The following is a 24,519-nucleotide window of genomic DNA, read 5'->3' on the forward strand; positions in this document are numbered from 1 at the left end:
ATAATTCAGAAATAAAACTGACCGAAAGGATAGTTCTCGTTTTTTACTCAGAAATCTGCTCCAGCAGACTGCCATCTTCAAGACTATAAGCCTCGATTCTTCCATCCCCATACATCAAATAGAAAACGTCTCCGATATACGTTCCACGCACGTCGGCATAAATTCCATCGGCATTTCTGTTACAAGATATTTTCATTTTCTGCAGGAAACCTCCATTTTCATAGGAAAATAGCAAATAGTCCTCTTTTTCCTCTTCTCCGCTCCATCCTTCTGCATAAAATCCAAACAGGTTCTTTTTCGTATCAATCATAACAGCTTTATAGTTGTATAATCCTTCCGAATAGTCATACTCAGAAAGAGCATACTTATCCTGTTCGGTTACATCTGCCGGATTGGAAATATCAAACATAGAAATTTTCATACCTTCTGTACGCCCTATTTCTTCATCTGCTTCCATTCCAATTCCAAGCAACAGATTTTCATTATAAAAATGCAGGTACTCGGAAAATCCACTGATTTTCAGTTCTCCTAATATTTCAGGATTCTTTGGATCTGATAAATCTACAGAGAACAGAGGGTCCGTCTGACGGAACGTAACAAAATATCCCGTATCTCCCATAAACCGCGCAGAATAGATTTGCTCGTCTTCTGCCAACCCTTCGATTTCTCCTACTATTTCCAGATTTTTATCTAAAACATAGAGACTGTTATACTGAGTAGAATCTATGGTCTCATATCCTAGGAAATCCTCAAAAATATCGTCTATTACCCGTTCTCTCTTATAAGAATTCACCGTGACCACCATTCTCAAATATCCATCATACTCATTGATTGCCATATCATCCAGAAGAATTCCTTTCACGCTTCCTTCCGCATCCTTATGCAAGATTCCATTTTCATAATAGAATCTTATTATACTAGTCTTATTGCTATAAACTCCATCCTCGTCCGTCTCACAGTCATAAACATTATCCAGCACATAAATATCTGAATCTGTCACATAGACCCTATCAGCCGCACTTACAACCGCCTTTGTATCTTTAAATTTTTCCGGATTGTCCAAGTCTACCGTTGCCATTACCAGATAACTAGAGCTATCAGCTTCTTCCGGAAAATAGATGGATGAGGCTGACATCGCCTTTCCTTCCAGAACGGGAACATAATCCTCATAATATTTTCGTCCCTGTAACTTATCTACACCACAATTCAAAAAGCAATACAAATATCCGTCTGTAATTCTGGAATCCAAATAGCTACCCTTCATGGTAAAAACATGTTCCTGTTTTGGCTTAGCACGGTCTGTAATATCGTAGATATAAACCTTTTGAAATGCCGTTCCGTACGCCACGTTCCGAACGGAAAATTCACCCCTATCGGCATCTTCATCCACGGTATCTTCTGACCAGCAGGATTCCATAATCACCAGACTGTCCTTCCATACATATAGTTCCAAAATATTATCAAATCCATCTATACGTGTAACTTCTTTTAATCCACCCTGGGTGTCTGCAATCTGTACGGACTGGGAATAATCTTCGTTGGTAACAATCTGATACAGATATCTACCATCATTTTTAATAATATCCGCCTCATCTACCCCTTCCTCTTGCTTGTTGGTATCTGCATACTCTCGATTTCCTTCAACATTTTGTTGATCCGCAGTTGCAGATTCCTCTACTGCATCCTCCATTATCATGTCACCCTTCATAGTGCTATATACCGTATATTCTTTCTCCCTCTTACGAAAGAAATCATACAATTCATCATAAGAAGTATTTTCCTGTATCTGCGCGAAATCTTCTTTCGTTTCTGATTTTGAATCGTTTGGCATGGTTCCTATATTTTTTCCTACAAACACAACTAATACCAGACAAGCCGCCGCTGCTGCCATGCTGTACCATGCGCGAAAATGTTTTTTCTGCTTCTTTCCTGCATTTTCCTCTAAAAACTTTCTCATATTTTCCGGCCTCAGACTTTCCGGTACGTTCTCCTGTTCTGTTGCATCCCTTATGATTTTTTCCAAATCTTTCTCTTCCATATGCTACACCTCCAACTCTTTTTTCATTTTCTGAAGTGCCCTGCGGTATCGGGAGCGTACTGTACTGTGATTTTTTCCGGTAATTTCTGCTATTTCTTCTCCCTTGTATCCGCCAAATAATGATAATCCTACAATCAGTCTTTCTTCTTCCTCCAATTGAAAAAACACCTGCTTTACTGCCGAGTTCATGGCAAAATCCTCTTCTTGCACAAGATTTCGTTCCTCTACTAGAGAAAGTTCCGTAATATCTTCTTCCTTACGAAACCACTTTTTCATTCTCCTTTTGCAACGGTTTACCAAAATTGTCATCATCCAGGAACGAAACTTTTCCTTATCCTTCAATTGATGTCTTTTCTCATAAGCTATTAACACTGCATCCTGAACGGCATCTTCTGCCTCCTGCTGATTTCTCATATAATAATAGGCAACCCGATACAATTCGGGATACACTGCTTCGTACCACTTCATAAATTCTTCCATAAACTCACCTCCGTCAAATTCAAGCATTACTGAAATGCATTTCATATATTAAGAGTCTTTTTTCTTTTAAAATGTTGCATCTATTTTACCAAAAAAAATTAATAAAAAAAAGGAGGCTGATATCAGCCCCTATTTTCCGTTGATTATCTCTAATCCTATATTTCTTTTTTTATGTTATTTACATTAAACTTACTAATATTTTCTACTAATTCATCTGCAACGGTTGTAAGTTGCATTGTAGAATTCTTGCAAGCATCTACTATTTTATCAAATTCTTCCATAGAATCGCTTGTCTCTTTTGCACTGACACTATTCTTCTCTGCTGCATTGCTCAATATCTCAATTCCATTTTCCATATCTTTCTTATATCCTTCCAAACCACTTACTTCAGAAGTAATCTCTGTAATGGAATCACTAACCTGCGCTATTTCAGTGTTCAAAGATGTAAAAATGCTCTCGGTTTCCCTTATCTTCTCATTCTGTTTTACAAATGCTTCTGATACCTGCTGTGTAATATCTACACTTACATTAGAATTCTCAATCAGCTCATTTACAATTGCATTAATCTGCTCTGACGATTCTCTGGACTGATCTGCCAATGTTCGGATTTCTTCTGCTACTACTGCAAATCCCTTTCCCTGCTCGCCAGCTCTTGCTGCTTCAATACTTGCATTCAATGCAAGTAGATTTGTCTGGCTGGAAATTCCGGCAATAATCTCTGTTACCGTACGAATCTGCATAGCCGACTGATTCGTAAGATCTGTCTGATTTCTTACATTTTCTACGGCTGTACTGCTTGTTTTACTGATGGATACCAGTTCTTCCATAATACTGTCTGCCATTCTATTACATTCTTTCATCTTTTCAGCACTATTCGTTAAAATTTCTACATTCTGAACAATTCCATCAATTGCATTGCTCATATCATCAACCTTCTGTTCCATGTCTTCGGTACGCTCGGCCTGTGAAATTGTATTTCCTATGATAGACTCTACTTCCGCGCTAACGTGAACCATAGATTCATTCATGTTTTCAAATGATTCTTGAAAATCCCCAGACACCTCTTTCAAAGTTGCAGAGGCATTATGTATTGCAGATACAATTTTGGCAAAAGACACCACTGTATCATTTACAGAATGTACCATTTCCCCTAATGCATCATTTCTTTCCGCCAATTTATTTTCTTTTACCTCCAGGGAACCATCTGCTATATTCCCTAAATTTTTCATAATCTTTCCTACTCGATCAAGCAACCATTTTACCGCCAATATAACCATAACTAACACCAATACCATTAGCAGTACGGTAAATATAGTTCCCAAAAATACGGACATGTTACCATCTTTCACCTGATTCAAGATAATAACGATAAATATAGCTGCTATAATAATTGGGCATACAATAACTCCGCTCAAAGTAAATAATAAATTCCTATTCTTCTCCTTCTCCATTTTCGTTTCCTCCGTCACGTATTTTTTTCATCCATATACTTTAGTTATCGGTAGTTTTTTAGATAACTTTAGCCTCAGTGCTGACTTCTGAATTAAATTTTGTCCCTCTGAGGCTTTCGTTAAAAACTATGTCTTATTCTGCTGCTAATCCGGGCTTTTTCCCTGTGTATAGCTGGTAATATCTGCCTTGTTCTTCGATCAATTCATCATGTGTACCACGTTCAATGATTCTTCCTTGCTCCAGTACCATGATGCAGTCACTATTGCGCACAGTAGACAATCTGTGTGCAATGACAAAGGTGGTTCTTCCCTTCATCAACTTATCCATACCATCCTGCACCAGGCGCTCTGTTCTGGTATCAATGGAACTGGTGGCTTCATCCAGAATCAATACCGGCGGGTCTGCCACCGCTGCTCTTGCTATAGCCAGAAGCTGTCTCTGCCCCTGACTTAAGTTTGCACCATCTCCGGTCAGTAAAGTGTTATAACCTTCCGGCAGTCTTCGGATAAATCCATCTGCGTTGGCAAGCTTCGCTGCTGCAATCACTTCTTCATCTGTTGCATTTAAATTTCCATAACGGATATTTTCCATAACCGTATTGGTAAACAAATGAGTATCCTGAAGTACGATACCAAGAGAGCGACGTAAGTCTGCCTTTTTTATCTTATTGATGTTAATTCCGTCATAACGAATTTTTCCATCCTGAATATCATAGAAACGATTTATCAGATTGGTAATAGTGGTTTTTCCGGCTCCGGTAGAGCCTACAAAAGCAATTTTCTGTCCGGCGTTGGCGTACATTTTCACATCATGAAGTACGATTTTATCCGAATTGTAACCAAAATCTACACCATCAAATACCACATCACCTGTAAGTTCAATATAATCTGTCGTCCCTTCTGCCTTATGGAAGTGTTTCCAAGCCCAATGTCCGGTACGTTTTTCTGTTTCTTTCAAGGTTTCATCGTCTGCTTTTTCTACATTTACCAGAGTGACATAACCTTCATCCGTTTCCGGTTGTTCATCCAGCAGTTTGAATACTCTCTGTGCACCTGCCAGCGCCATAACCACACTGTTAAACTGCTGGCTGACCTGATTTACCGGCATACTAAAGCTCTTGTTAAAGGTCAGGAAACTTGCAAGTCCTCCTAAGGTAAATCCACCTATTCCATTTAATGCAAGGATACCGCCTACCATGGCACATACTACATAACTTAAATTACCAATTTGTCCGTTCACCGGTCCTAAAAAGTTAACAAAACAGTTTGCCTTATTGGCACTTTCAAACAACTTATCATTCCGTTCATTAAAATCTTTAATGCTCTCTTCTTCATGGCAGAACACTTTAACGACCTTCTGTCCTTCCATCATCTCTTCAATGTAGCCATTTACCTTACCTAAATCTTGTTGTTGCTGAATAAAGTATTTACTACTCTTTCCGCCAAAAACTTTTGTAGCATACAACATAATTCCAATCATAACAAGTGTTACTACAGTAAGTGGAATGTTCAATACCAACATACTAATGAAAACACTGACAATTGTAATAATACTGGATAAAAACTGCGGTAAGCTCTGGCTAATCATCTGTCTTAACGTATCAATATCATTTGTATAAACAGACATAATATCGCCATGGGCATTCGTGTCAAAATAGCGAATCGGAAGACTCTCCATATGGGTAAACATGTCATCCCTTAAATTTCTAAGAGTTCCCTGGGTCACTTTTACCATAATGCGGTTATACGCCCAGGTAGATATCGCACCAATTCCATAAAAAATTGCAACTCTTGTAATAGCACGAGCTAATGGTGCGAAATCCGGATGCTCTGCTCCAATCATCGGAGCAATATATTTATCTATTAATGTCTGCATAAACATCGTTCCCTGCACATTTGCAAGAACTCCTACAAATATAAGAATAACAACAGATATTACATGCCATTTATACTGCGCAAAAATATAGCGCATTAATCGCATAAACAGTTTTCCCGGATTCTCAATCTTAGGCTTTGGTCCCTGTGGCTTTCTTGGTCCCGGCATTATTGCTCACCTCCATTTTCATCAAAATCCCCTGATCCTTTTGTCTGGGATTCATAAACATCACGATAAATCTCACAATTTTTCAATAAATTTTCATGGGTATCAAAATCAACTACTTTTCCATCATCCATTACAATAATACGGTCTGCATTCTGCACACTGGAAATACGCTGTGCAATAATAAGCTTTGTGGTATCCGGTATTTCCGTAGCAAAAGCCTGACGAATCTTACTGTCAGTGGCAGTATCTACCGCACTGGTAGAATCATCCAAAATCAAAATTTTCGGTTTCTTCAACAATGCTCTTGCAATACAAAGTCGTTGTTTCTGTCCACCGGATACGTTACTTCCGCCCTGTTCAATATAAGTATTGTATTTTTCTGGAAAACGTTCTATAAACTCATCTGCACATGCCATCTGACAGGCACGGATACATTCTTCCTCTGTCGCCTCTTTATTTCCCCAGCGCAAGTTTTCCAAAATCGTTCCGGAAAACAGTACGTTTTTCTGTAGTACCACAGATACCTGGTTACGTAGTACTTCCATATCATATTTCCGTACATCCAATCCACCAACAGATACGCTTCCGTCTGTCACATCATAAAGACGACTAATTAAATTTACCAGACTGGACTTGGCACTTCCGGTTCCACCAATAATACCGATTGTCTCTCCTGCATGAATATCAAGGTTAATATCTTTCAATACCGGTTCGTCACTTTCTTTGTTATATGCAAAATTCACATGTTCAAATGCGATGCTTCCATCCTTTACTTCCATTACCGGATTTTGCGGATTAGACAAATCACTCTTTTCATTTAATACCTCTGAAATACGTTTTGCACTAGCAGCACTCATGGTTACCATAACAAAAACCATGGATAGCATCATAAGATTCATAAGAATATTCATACAGTACGCCAGAAGACTCATAAGCTGTCCTGTGGTAAGACTGTCTGTTATAATCATTTTTGCTCCCAACCAGCTTATGATAAGAATACAACTATATACTGTAAGCTGCATTAATGGTGCATTCCATGTAATAATGTTTTCTGCCCTGGTAAACATCTTGTAAATATTTTCACTCGCCTTGGTGAAACGCTTATTTTCATAATCCTCTCTGACATATGCCTTTACCACACGGATTCCGGATACATTTTCCTGTACACTGGCGTTTAACTCATCATACTTTGGAAAAATCTGATTAAAATATCTGGTTGCCTTAATCATAATAAACAAAAGACAGCCACCTAGTAAAATAACAGCTATCAGATAAACACTTGCCAGCTTTGCATTAATCAAAAATGCCATTACCATAGCACATATCATACTAAAAGGCGCTCTGGCACACATTCTAAGCACCATCTGATAAGCATTTTGAACGTTAGTGACATCTGTTGTCAAACGTGTTACCAGACCTGCTGTGGAAAACTTATCAATGTTAGAAAAGGAATATGTCTGAATATTTTCAAACATCGCTCTTCGTAAGTTCCTCGCTAGTCCGGTTGATGCACTTGCACCAAACTTTGCTCCCAGCATACCTGCTACAAGCCCCAGTACTGCAAGTCCTGCCATTACCATACTCACCTTACATATGTAGTTCATATCGCCTTTTTCCACACCATTGTCAATAATTGCCGCCATTAAAAATGGAATCATGGTTTCCAGAATTACTTCCAGAATCATAAATATCGGTGTCAGAATAGAATCTTTTTTGAATTCCTTCACCTGCTTCAATATGGACTTTACCATAATTACATTTCCTCCTTATGCTCTGATTTTTTGTTTGATAAAATATCTTCTTCCAAATTATGTTTTAATTTTTCTGCTACTGCCCAGAAAGTTTTAATTTCTTCTTCGGAAATATTTCGCTGACAGCGTTCTTCCAAAACATCAACATCATTGATATGAAGTTCATGAATCTTACGCCCATTTTCTGTCAATACCAATTTCTTTAAGCGAGCATCCTGTTCTACACTTTCCCGCCTGATATATCCCTTCTTCTCCATTAGCTTTACAATACAGGTCACAGTAGACCTAGCTATGGAAAACTCCGTCTCTATATCCTTCTGGAATATATCCCTTTCCTCATTATCATAAAGAAACCCCAGAATCCAACCATGCATTACCGTTACTTCGTCCATATGCTTCTGTGCAATCTCATAGGACATCAAATTACGGAAAAACAGGTTATCCAGGGTCTTTATCTCATATCCCAGTGTCTCCTTATGCTTCATGGTTTCTCCTTATTTGTTTTATACAAAACTGTTTGTTACGGAATTGTTTGATATAAAACATATTTTATCATAAAAATGAGGAATGTCAATACTTACAACTGTTTATGCCATTCGAAATACCACAGTCACCTGCATCTCCCCTTCTTTTTCCCCCGCATAAATCTCCCCATCCATTTTTTGCATTAACTGACGACAAATATAAAGTCCTAAGCCACTTCCCAGCTGACTTCCCGTATTGGAACCACGCCAAAAACTGTCAAAAATATGTGGAATTTCTTCCTGTTTTAAGGTGCAGCCACTGTTTTTCACCGTAAATAAACGGCAGTCCTCTTCCTCTGCCATTTCAATACTAATATAACCGCCATCACCATACTTAATGGCATTTTCCATGATATTCTGAATCACTTCTACTGCACGTTCCAAATCTCCCTTTACCAAACAGTTCCCTTCCATTTTGCAGGAAAATGGAATCCGAAGAATTTCCAGTTTTTCCACATAATATCCCTTAATCTCATCTACAAGTTCCTGTAAATAAAACTCTTCTCTCTTTACTTCCAGATTTAGAAAATCTTCATTGGAGGCTTTCACGATTTCGCAGACAAATCCTTCGATTTCGTCTGCCTTTTTATTGATATTTTCTGCTATCTGTGTCTGTTTTTCTCTTGTATCATAAAGATTTCGTTCCAATGCCTTTGCATACAACTTAATGGCACTTAGTGGTGTTTTTATGTCATGGGAAATAGACAAAATCAACGTCTGTTTCTCCTTCTGTAAATCAAGCTCTTTTTTTCTCTCATCCTCAAGCTTTTCTCGTAATAAGTCCAGTCCCCAGACAAATTTTCCAAAATACCGATTCCTGTTTTCCTTTACTCCTGCCGTAAGATTTCCCTTGGATAATTCATAAGGAACTTCACTGATTCTTTGAAATGGTTTTATGAGATTATGTCTTATGTAGACTGTTAGGCCAAACATTGCAACTGCCATAATACTAAGTCCCAGATTCATTGTCCAAAACACATTCCGTTCTGTTACTTCCTCGGCTTCATACTCAATCCGATAATAAACACCATTAATCCGACGAATTACATAATCTTCGTCTTCTCCCTGAAAAAACGCATCCAGCTGAACCTGCGTAGCCTCTGCCGGCAACATTGCTATACTCTTTATTTCAGAATATTTCTCTAAAGATACGTTGCCATTTCCTTCTTCCAATTCATGGCAGACACGATTTATCTCTACACGGTATGTTCTACCACTTTCTCCCGTTTTTTGATTCCATACAATTATATTCGCTCCTGCAAAAACAAGAATTGTGATTCCAATTAGCAACAGCCATATACCTCGAAATTTTTTCATAACACTCCTTCATCCATTACTCAAAACGGTATCCTACGCCCCAGACGGTAAGAATCCTTTGGGGTTCTTTGGGATTTTCTTCTATTTTCTCTCGCAGCCACTTAATATGTACCGTCAATGTCTGCGGCTCACTGAAACTGTCAAAGCCCCATACCTTGTTAAACAGCCACTCTTTTTTCAAGGACTTTCCTTTGTTTTCCACCAAAAGCACTAATAACTCATATTCCTTTGCCGTAAGATTCAATTCACGTTCTCCCAGAAAAACAAGACGGCGTACCCGGTCAATCTTAAGATTTCCATCTACCAGACTATCTGATGCATAACGCCTTTTAAAAATTCCTTTTATTTTCGCTAGCAAAATATCGATATCGTAAGGCTTTTCCAAATAATCATCTGCGCCAAGAAGCAGACCATTTAACTTATCTTCCTTTCCAATCTTGGCGCTTAATATGAAAATAGGCGTGTCAGAATCCTCTCGGATTTTCTGACACACCGCAAAGCCGTCCATTCCCGGAAGCATAATATCCAGCACCACCAGACGCACCTGTTCCTGTTCAAAATACTCCACTGCATCTTCGCCTTTTGTTACATGATGCACTGTATAATTCTCTGCTCTTAAGAAGTCACAGAGCAGGTTTCCCAGCTCTGTGTTATCTTCTACTACTAAAATATCCGTCATAATTTCCCCTTTTACCAGCCCATTTCCAACAGCCAGTTATTCAGTGTCCGTTCTCGTTCTTTCAATGACTTTTCATCATTTACATCACATCTGTCTAAATGATACTCTCCTTTGATGTTTCCGTCAACAATAAACATGACTCTTGTACACTTTGCAGCAACCTTTACATCATGGGTCACAAGCATAATCGTAGTTCCCTCCTGATTGATTTTCTGCAATTCTTCCATAACTTCATTGGAAGCAGTGCGGTTCAACGCCCCGGTCGGTTCATCTGCAAAAATCATTTTGGGTTTATTTATCATGCTACGGCAAATGCAAGCACGCTGCAACTGTCCACCGGACACCTCATTGATATCATTTTCTGCAATATTCACGATTCCAAGCTTTCGCATCAGTTCCTGTCCACGGAGTATCTGCTCTCTCCGACTACTGTGGTTCTTTTTTGACTGACGTGCAGGCAGAATGATATTGTCCAGTACCGAAAGATTTTTCAGCATATACATCTTTTGAAAAACAAACCCCATCTCGTCTAACCGAAGTTGTGCCATTTTTTTCTGTGGCAGACTATGTATCTCTTTTCCTGCAAATTTTACATTTCCGGCAGTGATTCCGTCCATTCCGGATACGGCATAGAGCAGAGTTGACTTTCCACTTCCGGATGGCCCCATAACCGCTACCATTTCTCCTTCTTCTACTTGAAAATTTACGTTTCTTAATACATTATTCTGTCTTTTATTGATAATATAGGTTTTACACAAATCCTTTACTTCTAATATGTTTCCCATGTTTTTCCTCCATTTTATTGTTCTATATTGTGGTTACTCAATGTTATTTGTTTCCTGTGCAGAAATGCTGCGAATCTGCTGCATGGAAATAAATGCTCCAACAAGGGTTGCTGCCAATACCAGCAATGGATATTCGACATACACCTCAAATGGCTTTATGACAAATTCAATGTGGGTAGCACCCATCATTTCAAATACTTTTCCAGAAGAAATCTGTGCCACCGGCGTTGCCAGCAAAGCGCCCAATATCACGGATAATACCAGAATGACTCCTATCCTAAGTACCTGCCAACGAATTAAAACAGGATTGTTAAATCCGATTGCCTTAAGCATTCCGATTTCTCCTCTTTCTTTGGCAAGAAACGTCTTTGATACCAGAATCGTCACCAGCATATTGATTGCCATGATTACGATTACTATTAACTGCTTAACAGCATCCAAAGTATCTGCGATACCGCCCATCATATCACTTAGATATTCCCCGCAGGTATACACGGTATAATCCGGATAGAGGTCTGCAATTTTCTCTTCTCGTTCCGCTTTCTCCTTTTCATCCGGCTCATCTGTATAGGTAAGCTGTCTTGCAAAACTTCCTGATGTATAGCTATAATCTATCTCTGCTTTTTCTGAGAAACGAATTCCCTCTCCCATATTGTTCATAGATTGAAAATAGCCAGTGATTACAAACTCTTTCTTCTCTTCTCCCATGGTAATGGTAACAGTATCACCAATCTCTGCACCAATATGTCCGGCTGTCATTCTCGTGATAGCAATTTCATTTGCATATTTCGGAGCAGTTCCCTCTTCATATTTATATCCATCAACTTTGTTTCCTGTCCCCTGTAGGCAAAAAGCATTATATGACTTTTCTTTGAAAGAAACTCGTAAATTAAACATGATCTCCTGAGATACTTTTACCGGAATTCCCTGTTTTTTCAGTTTTTCTTCCATTTCTTTGAAATTGTCCTTCATTCCCTCTCTGCCTTCTTCGCGAACAATTCGGTTATCCTCTTCTTCATTCAGCATACAAATATCCGATTCCTGCATTCCAAACCATGCCACAAGCTTGTCACTTTTTAACGTATTTGCAGTATTTACCGGAACAATAATAAGCAAAATACCAATGGTAAAAATCAACAATAGCACTACAAAACTGCGAAATTTACTCAGAATGTCATTAAAAGCCAGAAATGATACCGGACCTCCATGCCATTTTTCCAATTTTATCAATCCTTTTTTGGTAAAACGCTCTCCGTTACTTCCTTCTCGTATCGCATCAATGGGTGAAAATTTCTTAAGTCTTCCAGTACAGCGATAACAGAATAATACGACAACCAAAAGAATCACTAGGGCACACGCCAAACTCAACAACCAGATGTTTCCTTCTGTCTCCATGACCATATTCCGAGATACCTGCGCCAGAAGCATTTTTCCAAATGGAATTCCTGCAAAAAATCCAATTCCTGCCCCCACCGCAGCAATCATCAAATACTTGATGAGATAGATTCCTCTAATCTGAGTTTCTGAAACTCCGATTGCCTTCATGACTCCGATTTCCCTGAATTCTTCATTCAGAGTAAATACAATGGTGAACCGTAAAATTATCATAGATATCACAATCAAGCAGATACTTACCACTAATAACAGTCCTGCGACTACCATGTCCATGACATAGGTCATCTTAATAAGTTCTCTGTTTCCACTAAACATTTTCTTGATATCTTCTTGATTAAAATCCTCTTCCAACTTTTCCGGCTTTTCAGAGCTTACAGAATAAATCATTCCTTTTAAATCTGAATATTCCTTTACTTTCTCATATCCTTCTTTACTTACCAATATGCGGACGCTTCCCATCATATCAGCACCAAGTAAAGCATCTTTACAACTTCCTGCAATTACAAACTCTGTTTTTTTATCTTCCTTACATAAATAAATGGAATCTCCTGATTTCAGATTATTCGTCTCCATAACTTTTAGTGGAAGATACATTTCATTTTCACCAATATGGGTAATTTTCTGATTCTCACTATTAAAAAACTTCTGTCCTTCAGAACTCATCTGCTGTACCAAAGGAGCACCTTGTAAGGTAAGTTCCTTTCCATCCCTTTTTTCCCACTTTCCTACCGGAACAGAAAGCAATTCTTCTGAATCCCAGTCTTCTACATAAGAATTTGTATTTAGGAAATCCTGAATCTTTTGTTCATTCTTTTCCTCATACGCTGCAATTATGTAATAGTCTTTTAGTTCTGCCCGGTCAAAATAATTCTCCGTAGCATTTAAGATAGAAACCATGTTGTTGACACTGCTGGAAACAAACATGGATGCCATGGCAATAAATATCAGTAAGATAACATTCATGGTCTTTTTTCGTTTTAAATCTTTTTTCAGTATGTTAAAAAACATTTCTCTACTCCTTTCCTTTGATGGTGCTATTGTATCAAAGGAATTATTAAATAATCATTAAATGTTCTAAAAAATCATGAAAGCTGCCGCACAACCTGTACGACAGCCCTGCTTTATGCAATTTCTTCTGAATTTTTTCTAATCTCACTTATGACTCCCATGATTTGCTTTGCTGTTGCCATATCTTCCGCAAAAAGTGTAGTAATACTTCCAACTGTTCTGAACGGATCCTCCGTGAGTACAGAATTATCCACAATGTTTCCGTTTGTAACGATATAATCAACAATTAACCTTACAAACCGAATTTGATTAATATTCAATCTTTCTTCTGACAGAAATTCACTAAATGCTTCATTCACAGCATTTCTATCAACACCTACAATCTGTCTCACCAATCTTCCGATAGGCGTATCACCGTACTCTTTCTCATAATCCTTTTTAGTTCCTAATTCTTTCCACAATACCCGTTCCAGTTCTTTAAAATCACTTTCTGACAACCTTTTATTATTGCGTAATTTATATATTGCAAGCGAATCCTGATGCTCTTTCAAATAATACTCTACCTTCTTTTTATAATTCTTCAATTCATTTGCATTATAGATAGGCTCGCCTTCCTTTTTTTCCAGAATCGTATCAGTAAAGTTTGTGTAATAAATCTGCTGTTTCTTCTTTTCTATATATTTTAATAAATCTCTTAATGCAATTCGTACCTCATCCAGTTCCAGAATATTTGTATTTTCCCAAAATTCCTCTGTTTGAATCTTGTCAATGATATATTTTTGTGCTTTTACATAAGCATTACTGTTATATAGTTTTGATAAATCCTCCGCTGTTTGAATCACAATCTGAATTGGCTGATTAATATTCCTATTTTGAAGCATTCCCAAATCAATACTATATACCAGATAGTCAAATCTTCTTGCAAGTTCATTTTCCTGTTTCGGCATCACCAGTGGCGCAATATGCTCTTTAATATCTGAAACTTCTACCGATTCGAGTTGATTCCATTGCATTTTGTTTCGGTATTTTTCCACAAAGCGCAAATGCTGTTTCACACGAAAGCTCATATCATTCAGTTCTATTACTACATGATACATATCATCTACAAGTTCCCTGCGATACTGCATCATTTCTTCATCGGCACAATATGGTTTTTCCTGTAATTCTCTTGCTATCATCAACTTTGTGTTAAAAATCTTTTCAGCTAAGGACTGCTGTATTCCGTTTTCTGCTCCGTTTGTATTCACTCTGAAATACTCAAAGTTATTACAGAAATCGAAAATCAGGAATTTTTCTTTATCTGCGCCTACTCCCAATAAGTCAGGACACAATCTTGTTCCTCGTCCAATCATCTGCCAAAATTTACTATAAGAACGTACCTTTTTGAAAAATACCAGATTCAAAATTTCAGGAATATCTATACCGGTATCTAACATATCCACAGAAACTGCTATCTGCGGCAACTTTTCCTTCGTACTGAAATCATCAATTAAAGAATCTCCATATTTGATACTATAATCAATCTGTTTGATAAAATCTTCTCCATACTCCGGATATCGTTTATGAAATCTTTCTACAATAGCTTGTGCATGGTTACTGTTTTTTGCAAAAATAATTGTCTTTCCAAGCTTATCTCCACCATCCACTTTTAAACCTTTTTCCATAAGTTCGCTTAGCACCATATCAATCGTATCACCATTAAACAGCCATGTATTTACAGCTGCACTGGAAATGGTATCATCAATGCTCTCATCATCTCCAAATTTCTCCTCGAACTCCTCTTTCTCTTCTTCTGACAAATCCTGATAATGGATTCCTTCTTCCATGACCTTTGATTTGTACTCCAAGGTACTGTAAGTAACAAGGTATCCTTCTTCCACTGCCTTTTCTAACTCATATGCAAAAGTTGGCACTCCACGTTCTAAATCAAATATTCCATATGTATTCTTATCGATTTCGTTTTTCGGTGTAGCAGTCATTCCAAGGAGTAATGCATCAAAATATTCAAAAATATCCTGATACTTTTTATAGATAGAACGGTGCGATTCGTCTATGATAATCAAGTCAAAATGAGCCGGTGTAAATAATTTCTTTCCATATTTATTCTTTTTTTCATCAATAGCATTCATCATAGTCGCATAAGTTGAAAATATCATTCTGCTTTGCTCCGGATCATCCTTACTATCCAGCAAATTACAAAGTGATAAATCCGGCAACAAATTAGCATAATTTTTCTTTGCCTGTTTTACAAGTGCAACCCGGTCTGCCAAAAATAAAATATTTTTTACATAATTATGTTTTCTAAGAACATCCACAATACTGATACTTACTCGTGTTTTTCCGGAACCGGTTGCCTGAACAATCAGCATCTTTCTTTGCTTTTTCTCAATGGCATCACAAACCGCCGTAACAGCTTCTTTCTGATACGGACGATTCGTAATTTCATCATTTATTTCAATATTCTGTAACGGAATTCTTTGCTTTCTTCGATCTATTTCTAGCTGCATTTCTTCCTGAGTAAAAATCCCGGAAACTCTTCTTCTGGCATATCCCGCCGCATCATTGATATAGTAAATTTCAAATCCATTGGTAATAAAAATAAGCGGTCTCTGACCATACTGATTCTGCAGGCAATCTGCGTATAACTTTGCCTGTTGGCTTCCCACAATGGGATTTACCGCTGCCTTCTTCGCCTCAATTACTGCTAATGGCAAATGATTCTTTCCATATAAAACATAATCTACATATCCTGTACCGGTATTATTTGGCATACCTGTAACTTCAACTTCTTCTAGACAATCACTTCCGATATTCCAACCTGCTTCCTGCAAGTCAAGGTCAATATATTTCTTTCTCGTCTGTGCTTCTGTAAGTTTGTCAACTTCAAATACACGGGTCTTTTCATTGCTGATTCGAACCTTTGCCATCTGTTCCCGAAGCTGCTCATTTTCCTTACAAATTTCTTCTAATTTTCTATCCTTTGCACTTAACTTTTCATATAATCCTTTTAATTCTTCCGGCTTTTCTCTCTTATCCTCACCAAATATAAGAATACTTTCATCAAATGTTTTTTCTGTATATTGTTCTGAATAGCAGTAATCAATCCAATCACAAAATTCAAATAAATTTCGTAATGATAATACTGCATCCTCTTTCTTTATCCTGCTATTTGTATGTACTGCAATATTTCCTAATTTAATTGTATATTTTAACATGGGAAATAAACGAGGCTCTATGATTCTTCGAAATGATTCCTCGTGAATAAGACTTGAGATATTATCCCGATAAGGTAATTTCAGTTCTTTATCATATGCATATACCCAGCGAACCGCTAATTCCAGTGCTCTCCTTGCCAAAATCGCACTGGTGGATGATGAAATTGTTAGACTCTTTTCTGCTTCCATCGCCTGCTCTGCAAATGATTCAAATAATTTGTTCTGTTTTAAGAAATTAAAATTAGTGCTCATTCTATCACCCTATCTTTTGTCTTGTTATTCTGCTCTTAGATTAATTCTTCCATGTAAAACTTCCAGATATACCCATAAAATAATAATAACCTATGTTATGAGACATATGCAATATGCAATTTCTCATTGACAAATCAACATATATAACTTACAATAATCAACAAGAAACGAAGTTTACTACCGTACAGCTAGTATTGCTTATGCGGGCTGCTCGTTTCTTTTTTTGTTCTTACAAAATCATATAGATATCTCTTCCCGTCTGCATCACATCTCACAAGCATTCTGGCAGAAAAAATATTGTATCTCTCAAGTTGGCTATTTTCATCATAAACAGGAATCCCAAATCGAGTATCATATCTGTACCAGCCCCACTTTGCCTTTGATTTATGCTTTTGATTGAAGTCTTCAAATTCTGCTTTGTTACTTGCAATTTGAATCAATTCTCCAATTGCAGGTGTCATATTTGCCTTCGCTTTCTCATTCGCACCTTTTAACCTCGTTTTATCTGTTGAATGACAAAATTCATCTGGAAAATCTGAGCCAATATATATTTTTTCTGATGTTTCGGCAATTTCATAAAATTTACCAATATATTCTTTCAAATATTCTTCAACTTTATCCCATGCAATATTACGCCGTGATTTAAATCTCACATCATTTATGATAACAATACTTTTTCCCTGTTCGTCCTGAATAATATTAACATTTTTGTTATTCTTAATGGAGTTTCCTTCCATTCTGATTCTATATGAAAGAAGTCTTAGCAGATAATCTGGCATTTTTCTCCGGCCTGCCTCCCAATCTTCTACTGTCCGAAGCGGTATTCCATGCGCCTTTGCAAACTCTTTTCTGTTTAATCCAGCCAATTCTCTGAGTTTTTTTAATTTCTTTACTTGATACTCCAAATCTGTTTTATTACCAGACATATGTAACCTCCTTGGATTATTCCACGCAATGCGTGGTTATATAGTATCAAATTAAGTTCGTATTTTCAACACTATCGCCCATTTTTTCTTAAAAAACTCCTTAAGCAACCTCATCATGCAAGTTTAAATTTATTGAGTTCTTAGCTTAGATAATATCCCTTTTACTCTTTATGTCCTCCTGTAATTTCAATAGGATTACCATCAGGATCCATAAATGTAAAATACCAATAAGGTGAAAAAACATTTAAATATCTTATCGGTGTTAAATTAATTCCGATTCCCAAATCGTAAATACGCTGATACTCCTTATCTAAATCTTCTACCCCTAAATTAATAAATACTTTCCTTGAATTAGTAGAATTAGCAATAACGCTCATATTATCGTATTCTGGAAATAAAGGTCCTTTCACTTCTTTCTGCTCCGGATATTGTTCATCATAATATCCGTTCATTAGACAAATATTTACCCCCTCATTATTGAACATTGCAAATCTTTTTCCATTTGTAGCGCTTACTTTCATATCTAAAATCTTTTCATAGAAATCTAATGATTTATCAAAATCTTTTACTACCAAATATATTGATCCATATCTCATATAACCACCTCCATAATTCATTAAATTGGAAGTTATCGTTCAATACGATAATATTTGAAATCCCCATCTTCTCTGACAAGTTTGAATCCTACTTTTTCCAAGACATGCTGGCTTCGGGTATTTTTTATAATGGCATCTGCATTAATCGCAATCATCCCAAGTTCGTCAAAAGCATATTTTACTGCCTTAAGCTCGGCTTGCGTTCCAAAACCTTTCCCTTTAACAGTGTCGTTCTGCATATGAATACTCAAAGTACATTCTGCTTTTTCCCAATCTATCTGCTTTAGCTGCAATTCTCCAATAGGTCTATCACCAAGCATAATAACAAACATAATACGCGAAGACTCATTCTTTAAATCAAAATACCTATTAACAGACGCTTCACTATAGGAAAACGTTTTGAACAGTGACATATCCATGTAAATGGACTCATCATTATTCCAATCCTTATACAATTCATGACAAAGTTCCCTTGTCATTTTCTTTAATTCAATCGTTTCCATCTCCACCTCCACAAATTTCAATTTATAGGATTGGATAAATAAGAATTGACCGAGCTCTTTAGAGCGAGGGATGCTTCTTGTCCGAAGGGCAAGAAGATGGGAGAAAGATTCAGAAAAATAAGAATTTGCAAGAATTTAAGCAATATACTTCCTATGTGAAATCTTCACATTATTTTGATTTACCATAGCATAATGCATGGTGGTATCAATCTGCTGATGTCCTAGTAACTTCTGTACTTGCTCGATTGGCATTCCTTTATCAATGGCTTTTGTCGCCATGGAACGTCGAAATTTATGTGGATGGACTTTTTCAATATTTAATTTTTTACCCAAGTTTCTTAATCTTACTTCAACTCCACTTATTTTTAGCCTTTCAAATGGCTTGTCCAACGAAACAAACAATGCCGAATTACTGTCATTTCTACTCGCTATATAATTTTGCAAGTGCAGTTTTGCTCTTGCATCAAAATACACTCTCCGCTCTTTATTCCCTTTTCCATATACGATGCATTCACGTTCTTCAAAATTTATGTCATCTATATCCAGATTTACCAATTCTCCCACACGCATACCTGTAGAATATAACAAATCAATAATTGCCAAATCTCTTTTTTCAGTACATCCGTCTCTAAGTACCTCGATATTTTCATCTGAAAATGTTTCCTTTACCGTTGTTCCTGTTCTTACTTTATGAATTCTTCTGATTGGACTTTTTATAATATAATCCTCATCTTCCAACCATGAAAAAAAACTTGAAAGATTCCTTCTTATATTGTCAATCGTAACTCTTCCACAATTATTTTCTGCCTGATAGTTGGTCAGATATTCTCTCAAAACTTCTGTTGTAATTTGGCGCACCGGGATATGGACTTTTTGAAACATATTCTCAATTGTAGATTTGTAATATGCAATTGTCCTTTCCGAACATCCCTCTATGCTTTTCGCCGCCACAAACATACTCAAATACTCAAGATTTCCTAACGCTTCCACATCTGTGTTATACTCTAATCTTTTTATCAACACTTCCTGCAGTTTTCGCATCTGCTGAATGTTTAATACCTCTGACATATCTTCCAAAATACTTTTTATTTCTTTTTCCATTTTGACATACTCCTTTTTTCAAAAAGTATATCAAACATTATATTTTTCTGCTATTTTTCAAATATTTCAGGCTACTGCTAAAATCCTCCATTCTGATATGCACGTACAATAAAATATGATGGTTCATAATATGCCCCACAATTATAATCATCCAAAGTATCGCATAATTCGTCATTATACACTCTTATCATGCCGTCAACATAATTTTCATCTGACTGCAATGTATCAACAATTAAGCGCATATATACCTTTCCCATCTGTGTTTCTGTGGGAACTTGTTTTACCAATTCTGTATCTACTTCTGTGATATCGAAGTCGCCCACTTGCAATTCATATTCCTGAATCCATTCCTCTTCTATTTTTTCCGGATTCTCACAGTGCAGTACATCAGCCAGACTAATAAGGCGCATCCACTCTTCTCTTGAAATTTGATTTACCACATACTTATTCCTTTGATGTAACCTTCTTGCAATCCGCTCAATCATATAGCACAAAAAGTATAAGTCATTCTCTGTAATTTCTTCATTTTCAAAGAAAATATTTGTCATATCGAATAGCTCCTTTCATACTGCAACGTACTGATTGCCTTTTCTGTACAAAAAACTATTTGATGCGTAGGATATTTAAACTTTACCAATACCCAGAATGCTTCCCTTGTTATTGTTCCCCTGACATAATCTTCTATGTAATCCCAAATGGTATCATCTGCCATCGGACCTTCTACAATATCATAATTATGTTCAATACCTCTGCGACAAGCTACTATAAAGTCTAGCCACTCTTCTGACATTTCAGGGAATTTCAAAATGTTTAACCCACTATCTTCGGTATATTCAAAAACATTAACTATATGCTTTTGCTTCCTTGTTAATGCCCATTTTTTCGCCTGATGTTCAAAATTTGTGCAGTAAAATCCATATCCAAAATCTTTGTAGTGTCCATTTGATAAAACCCTTGGCTTTTCTACGCAAACATTACTACCGTGATATAGTTCCATAGAATCCCTCCCTCATAAAATTTAATCTCTTAACCAAAATATTTTTGCATGAGACTGTCAAACAATTCCTGTGTTTCATCCAATGATTTTTGTACTGCAAGTTTCAATTTGTCGGTTTGTTCTACAAGACTAATATATTCATCTACCATATCATCTGGCGGACAAATTATAGGAAAATCTTCAATATGATTTTTATTTAACTGACGCTTATCAATTCCACCTACGCAAACACTTCTAATATAGTCTCTATACTCATCCGACACTAAAATTCTAAGAATAAATTTATTATTTACACCTGGTTTTAATCTAATAAAATACACATGACCATTAACATTAGCTGCATCGTCTTCACCCATGTATAACGCAGCTCTTCCTAATGAACTGTTCTCAGTATTAATTCTTCCAGTCTTTGTCATAAGAATATCACCATGCTTCAAGCTACTTCTACTCATACTCGCATGAGTTTCTTCATCGATATAAGCAATATCATCCATTTCAATTCTATCTTTCCAAACATTCTGGCTTCTAAAGAACATAATGCCTTTTTCGACATAAACCTGTTCTCCCCCCTTAGGAGTATTTCCGCTATTTATTTGTACTGACAATTCGCCTAACGGCTTCACCGTCCAACCTTTAGGATTATGAACAGGGTCACCAAAGATTTCTATAAATCGGGATTTGATTAGGTCATTTAGAGCAGTTAATTCCTGCTTTCTTTTTTCAATCACCAACTCTACTTTTTCTAAAACTCTCACAATCTCATCTTGCTCTATCAATGCTGGACATTCTATCTCTAACTTAGATAGGTCTTCTTTATTAAACCCAGCTTGTGCAGCTCTTACACCAACATTCAATATTGCATTTTGAAAATAAGGTGACTTTAAGTAATAATACAAATATCTTTTCTGAACTTTACTTGTATCAGGAATTGTACGCATTATTGCAACATTGTACGCTCCTGCTAACCCCGTTAAAATTTTGCCAATCGAAGCACCATATCTTGCAATTAAGATATCATCTGCTTCGCATGTTTTTGTACTATTGCTTACTTTAATATATTCTGGAACCACTCTTTCACTCTGTGTAAAATCTCGTATTTGAAGCATACGAATATATCCATCCTGTTCTTCAAATGACCACTCCTCTTTTGGTGGTTGTGAACCACCTTGAAAATCACAAATATCTGTTAATTTTACTTTTTCCATCTCATCATCCTCTATATGCTACTCGCTTCGCCATTCGCATTCCGCTTCGCTTCATGCTCATGTTCTGCTGTCGCACAATACATCCAATCCGTTCAAAGCACTTATGTAAACAAGCTTCCAACGTGCTTTTGCCGTCTCGTCTGTACTCTACTCATAGCCCTACAACGCTTTCTTTTTCGACTGGAATATTGACCTTCGAACATTTGTTTGGTACAATATATTTGGTGCTACCCTATTCGGTAGGCGGTTAGCCTTCTCCAGAGAGTTATAGCTCTGTTTACATAGAAATCCACTTGTGGAAATCTAACGAGGAGGTTTGTGCTTATGCTTACAACGGAACTTTTTATAGCCATTATCAGCTTATGTTTAACTTGCTTTGCTCTTGGTTATGCCGTTGGGTCTAAGAGCAATGATAAAACACAAAAATAACCGCCCTGTCCTGAGAAAACTTGGCGGTCATTTTTGACTTAAAATAATATCAGGCTAACCGTCTATCGGTAGCACTCTTTGTTATTATACTAGCATCTAACCGCTTTTATGTCAAACAAATATTCTATTTTCAATCATCCCTACGGGCTACTCGCATCGTCCATTCGCATTCCGCTTCGCTTCATGCTCATGTTCTGCTGTCGCACAATACATCCAATCTGTCCAAAGCACTTATGTAAGCAAGCTTCCAACGTGCCTTTGCCGTCTCGTCTGTACTCTGCTCATAGCCCTACAAATCTGAATTTGTCCAATAATAGTTACTGTTTCAATAACTTCTTTAATTCAGACATTTCCTTTTGAATTTCTGTTTCTAGTTCCTCTATACGCCCAATAATAACCTCTGGCGCATCATACTCTATTTTTTCATACTCAATTTCTTTGTACTTATTGATTGATAAATCATAATCATTTTCAATAATCTCTTCCACTGGTACGAAAAAGCTCTGTTCTGTTCGTCTTCTATCTACTTCATTTTCTAAATGATTATATCGTTCAATAATATCCGGAATATCATTTTCTTTTACTTCCTGCCGCTTATCATCCAGACTATAACCATCCGCTTTCATATCATAGAACCAGACTTTATCTGTTCCACCTGAACCTGTTTTCGTAAATATCAAGATTGCGGTAGATACTCCTGCATATGGCTTAAATACTCCACTTGGCATAGAAATAACTGCTTCCAATTTATTATTGTCTAAAATTTCTTTTCTAATTTGTTTATGAGCCTTACTACTTCCAAATAGCACACCATCCGGTACAATAACTGCAGCACGCCCACCCAATTTCAATATTCTAAGAAATAGTGCAAGGAAAAGAAGTTCTGTCTTTTTGGTTTTCGTCACCTTTAATAAATCTGCTGAAACTCCATCATAATCAAGACTTCCTTTAAACGGCGGATTTGCCAACACCAAGGTATATTTTTCAACATCTGTATTTTGTTCGGATAAACTATCCCGATAGGAAATATTAGGATTATCTACACCATGCAACAACATATTCATCGCACCAATACGAAGCATGGTTCTATCCATATCATTTCCATAAAACATCGTATTATTGAAATGTTCTTTTTGCTTTGCATTTAAAAACAGTTCCTTGTGATTATCCCTCAAATATTGTTGTGCTTCAATTAAGAATCCGGCACTTCCCATGGCTGGATCAATGATATAATCTTCGGGTGTAGGTTTTACTAAGTTCACCATCATTTTTATAATATGTCTCGGAGTTCTGAACTGTCCATTTGTTCCGGCAGTTGCTACTTTAGAAAGCAGATACTCATACAAATCTCCTTTTGTATCGGCATCTCCCAATTGCAATCCATCGATACCATCTACAATTTTTGACAACATAGCAGGAGTGGGAATCTTAAATATAGCATCCCCCATGTATCTTGCATAAGCAGACTCTCCATCCTGATGAAGATTTTTAATAAAAGGAAAAACTCCATTTGCTACAATATCATACATTTCTTCCGCTGAACCAAGGTTTTTAAATTTATTCCAACGATATTTTTGACATTCCTCTGGAAATAATCCTTCGTATGGGATTCCTAAGAAATTAGCTTCATTCTCCTTTGTTGTCTCCACGTCATCTAACTGCTTAATAAACAATAAATATGTAAACTGTTCGATTACATCTAACGGATTCGTGATTCCACCAGTCCAAAACGTTTCCCATATTCTGTCTATTTTATTTCTCAATTCTCCAGTAAGCATGTCTTTCTCCTCTTCCAACATATAATATTTTTTATTGTATCACAT

The 24,519-nt window shown here is 36.8% G+C and carries 19 protein-coding genes; all 19 read right to left on the reverse strand.

Translation table 11 applies throughout. The features are described 5' to 3' along the window. Positions 1-43: 43 nt before the first annotated feature. The 19 genes from BIV20_RS10440 to BIV20_RS10530 all read right to left on the reverse strand — a co-directional run bounded on the left by BIV20_RS10440 (position 44) and on the right by BIV20_RS10530 (position 24,474). Entirely contained in the window at positions 44-2,038 is a 1,995-nt protein-coding gene (locus tag BIV20_RS10440) for a beta-propeller domain-containing protein (protein WP_075720679.1), read from the reverse strand. A 3-nt stretch (positions 2,039-2,041) separates the two neighbouring features. Further along, positions 2,042-2,518, reverse strand: a complete 477-nt coding sequence (locus tag BIV20_RS10445) for an RNA polymerase sigma factor (RefSeq protein ID WP_158024927.1) — start codon at positions 2,516-2,518, stop codon at positions 2,042-2,044. Between the two features lie 155 nt (positions 2,519-2,673). After that, the gene (locus tag BIV20_RS10450) at positions 2,674-3,969 is read right to left on the reverse strand and encodes a methyl-accepting chemotaxis protein (protein ID WP_075720680.1); all 1,296 of its coding nucleotides are present in this window, start codon (positions 3,967-3,969) and stop codon (positions 2,674-2,676) included. A gap of 133 nt (positions 3,970-4,102) precedes the next feature. Continuing rightward, positions 4,103-6,013 (reverse strand): ABC transporter ATP-binding protein, encoded by a 1,911-nt coding sequence (locus tag BIV20_RS10455; RefSeq protein ID WP_075720681.1) that lies wholly within the window; start codon positions 6,011-6,013, stop codon positions 4,103-4,105. Beyond that, positions 6,013-7,764: an ABC transporter ATP-binding protein gene (locus BIV20_RS10460; protein WP_075720682.1), complete on the reverse strand. Its 1,752-nt coding sequence runs from the start codon at positions 7,762-7,764 to the stop codon at positions 6,013-6,015. The genes BIV20_RS10455 and BIV20_RS10460 overlap by 1 nt, the downstream gene beginning before the upstream one ends. A 2-nt stretch (positions 7,765-7,766) precedes the next feature. Further along, positions 7,767-8,249, reverse strand: a complete 483-nt coding sequence (locus tag BIV20_RS10465) for a MarR family winged helix-turn-helix transcriptional regulator (protein WP_075720683.1) — start codon at positions 8,247-8,249, stop codon at positions 7,767-7,769. Positions 8,250-8,351: 102 nt separating this feature from the next. Further along, complete coding sequence (locus tag BIV20_RS10470) at positions 8,352-9,605, reverse strand: sensor histidine kinase (RefSeq protein ID WP_075720684.1); 1,254 nt, start codon at positions 9,603-9,605, stop codon at positions 8,352-8,354. A gap of 16 nt (positions 9,606-9,621) precedes the next feature. Continuing rightward, positions 9,622-10,284: a response regulator transcription factor gene (locus BIV20_RS10475; RefSeq protein ID WP_075720685.1), complete on the reverse strand. Its 663-nt coding sequence runs from the start codon at positions 10,282-10,284 to the stop codon at positions 9,622-9,624. Positions 10,285-10,295: 11 nt separating this feature from the next. After that, entirely contained in the window at positions 10,296-11,069 is a 774-nt protein-coding gene (locus BIV20_RS10480; RefSeq protein WP_075720686.1) for an ABC transporter ATP-binding protein, read from the reverse strand. Between the two features lie 33 nt (positions 11,070-11,102). Further along, entirely contained in the window at positions 11,103-13,472 is a 2,370-nt protein-coding gene (locus BIV20_RS10485; protein ID WP_075720687.1) for an ABC transporter permease, read from the reverse strand. Between the two features lie 113 nt (positions 13,473-13,585). Beyond that, positions 13,586-16,939 (reverse strand): DEAD/DEAH box helicase family protein, encoded by a 3,354-nt coding sequence (locus tag BIV20_RS10490; protein WP_075720688.1) that lies wholly within the window; start codon positions 16,937-16,939, stop codon positions 13,586-13,588. A 188-nt stretch (positions 16,940-17,127) separates the two neighbouring features. Next, positions 17,128-17,865 (reverse strand): helix-turn-helix domain-containing protein, encoded by a 738-nt coding sequence (locus BIV20_RS10495; RefSeq protein WP_075720689.1) that lies wholly within the window; start codon positions 17,863-17,865, stop codon positions 17,128-17,130. Between the two features lie 161 nt (positions 17,866-18,026). Beyond that, a complete protein-coding gene (locus BIV20_RS10500; RefSeq protein WP_075720369.1) occupies positions 18,027-18,461 on the reverse strand; it encodes a VOC family protein in 435 nt (144 codons plus the stop codon). A 32-nt stretch (positions 18,462-18,493) separates the two neighbouring features. Beyond that, the gene (locus BIV20_RS10505) at positions 18,494-18,964 is read right to left on the reverse strand and encodes a GNAT family N-acetyltransferase (protein WP_075720691.1); all 471 of its coding nucleotides are present in this window, start codon (positions 18,962-18,964) and stop codon (positions 18,494-18,496) included. A gap of 135 nt (positions 18,965-19,099) precedes the next feature. Then, a complete protein-coding gene (gene xerA / locus BIV20_RS10510; RefSeq protein ID WP_075720692.1) occupies positions 19,100-20,065 on the reverse strand; it encodes a site-specific tyrosine recombinase/integron integrase in 966 nt (321 codons plus the stop codon). 77 nt (positions 20,066-20,142) lie between these two features. Beyond that, entirely contained in the window at positions 20,143-20,613 is a 471-nt protein-coding gene (locus BIV20_RS10515) for a hypothetical protein (RefSeq protein WP_075720693.1), read from the reverse strand. Then, the gene (locus BIV20_RS10520; RefSeq protein WP_075720694.1) at positions 20,610-21,062 is read right to left on the reverse strand and encodes a DUF3990 domain-containing protein; all 453 of its coding nucleotides are present in this window, start codon (positions 21,060-21,062) and stop codon (positions 20,610-20,612) included. Before BIV20_RS10520 ends, BIV20_RS10515 begins: the two co-directional genes overlap by 4 nt. Before the next feature lie 29 nt (positions 21,063-21,091). Further along, positions 21,092-22,267, reverse strand: a complete 1,176-nt coding sequence (locus BIV20_RS10525; protein WP_083655185.1) for a restriction endonuclease subunit S — start codon at positions 22,265-22,267, stop codon at positions 21,092-21,094. Between the two features lie 746 nt (positions 22,268-23,013). Beyond that, positions 23,014-24,474, reverse strand: coding sequence for a type I restriction-modification system subunit M (locus BIV20_RS10530; protein WP_075720695.1), 1,461 nt, complete (start codon positions 24,472-24,474; stop codon positions 23,014-23,016). Positions 24,475-24,519 lie beyond the last annotated feature (45 nt).

It is taken from the genome of Roseburia sp. 499, from assembly GCF_001940225.2.
Taxonomy (GTDB): domain Bacteria; phylum Bacillota; class Clostridia; order Lachnospirales; family Lachnospiraceae; genus Petralouisia.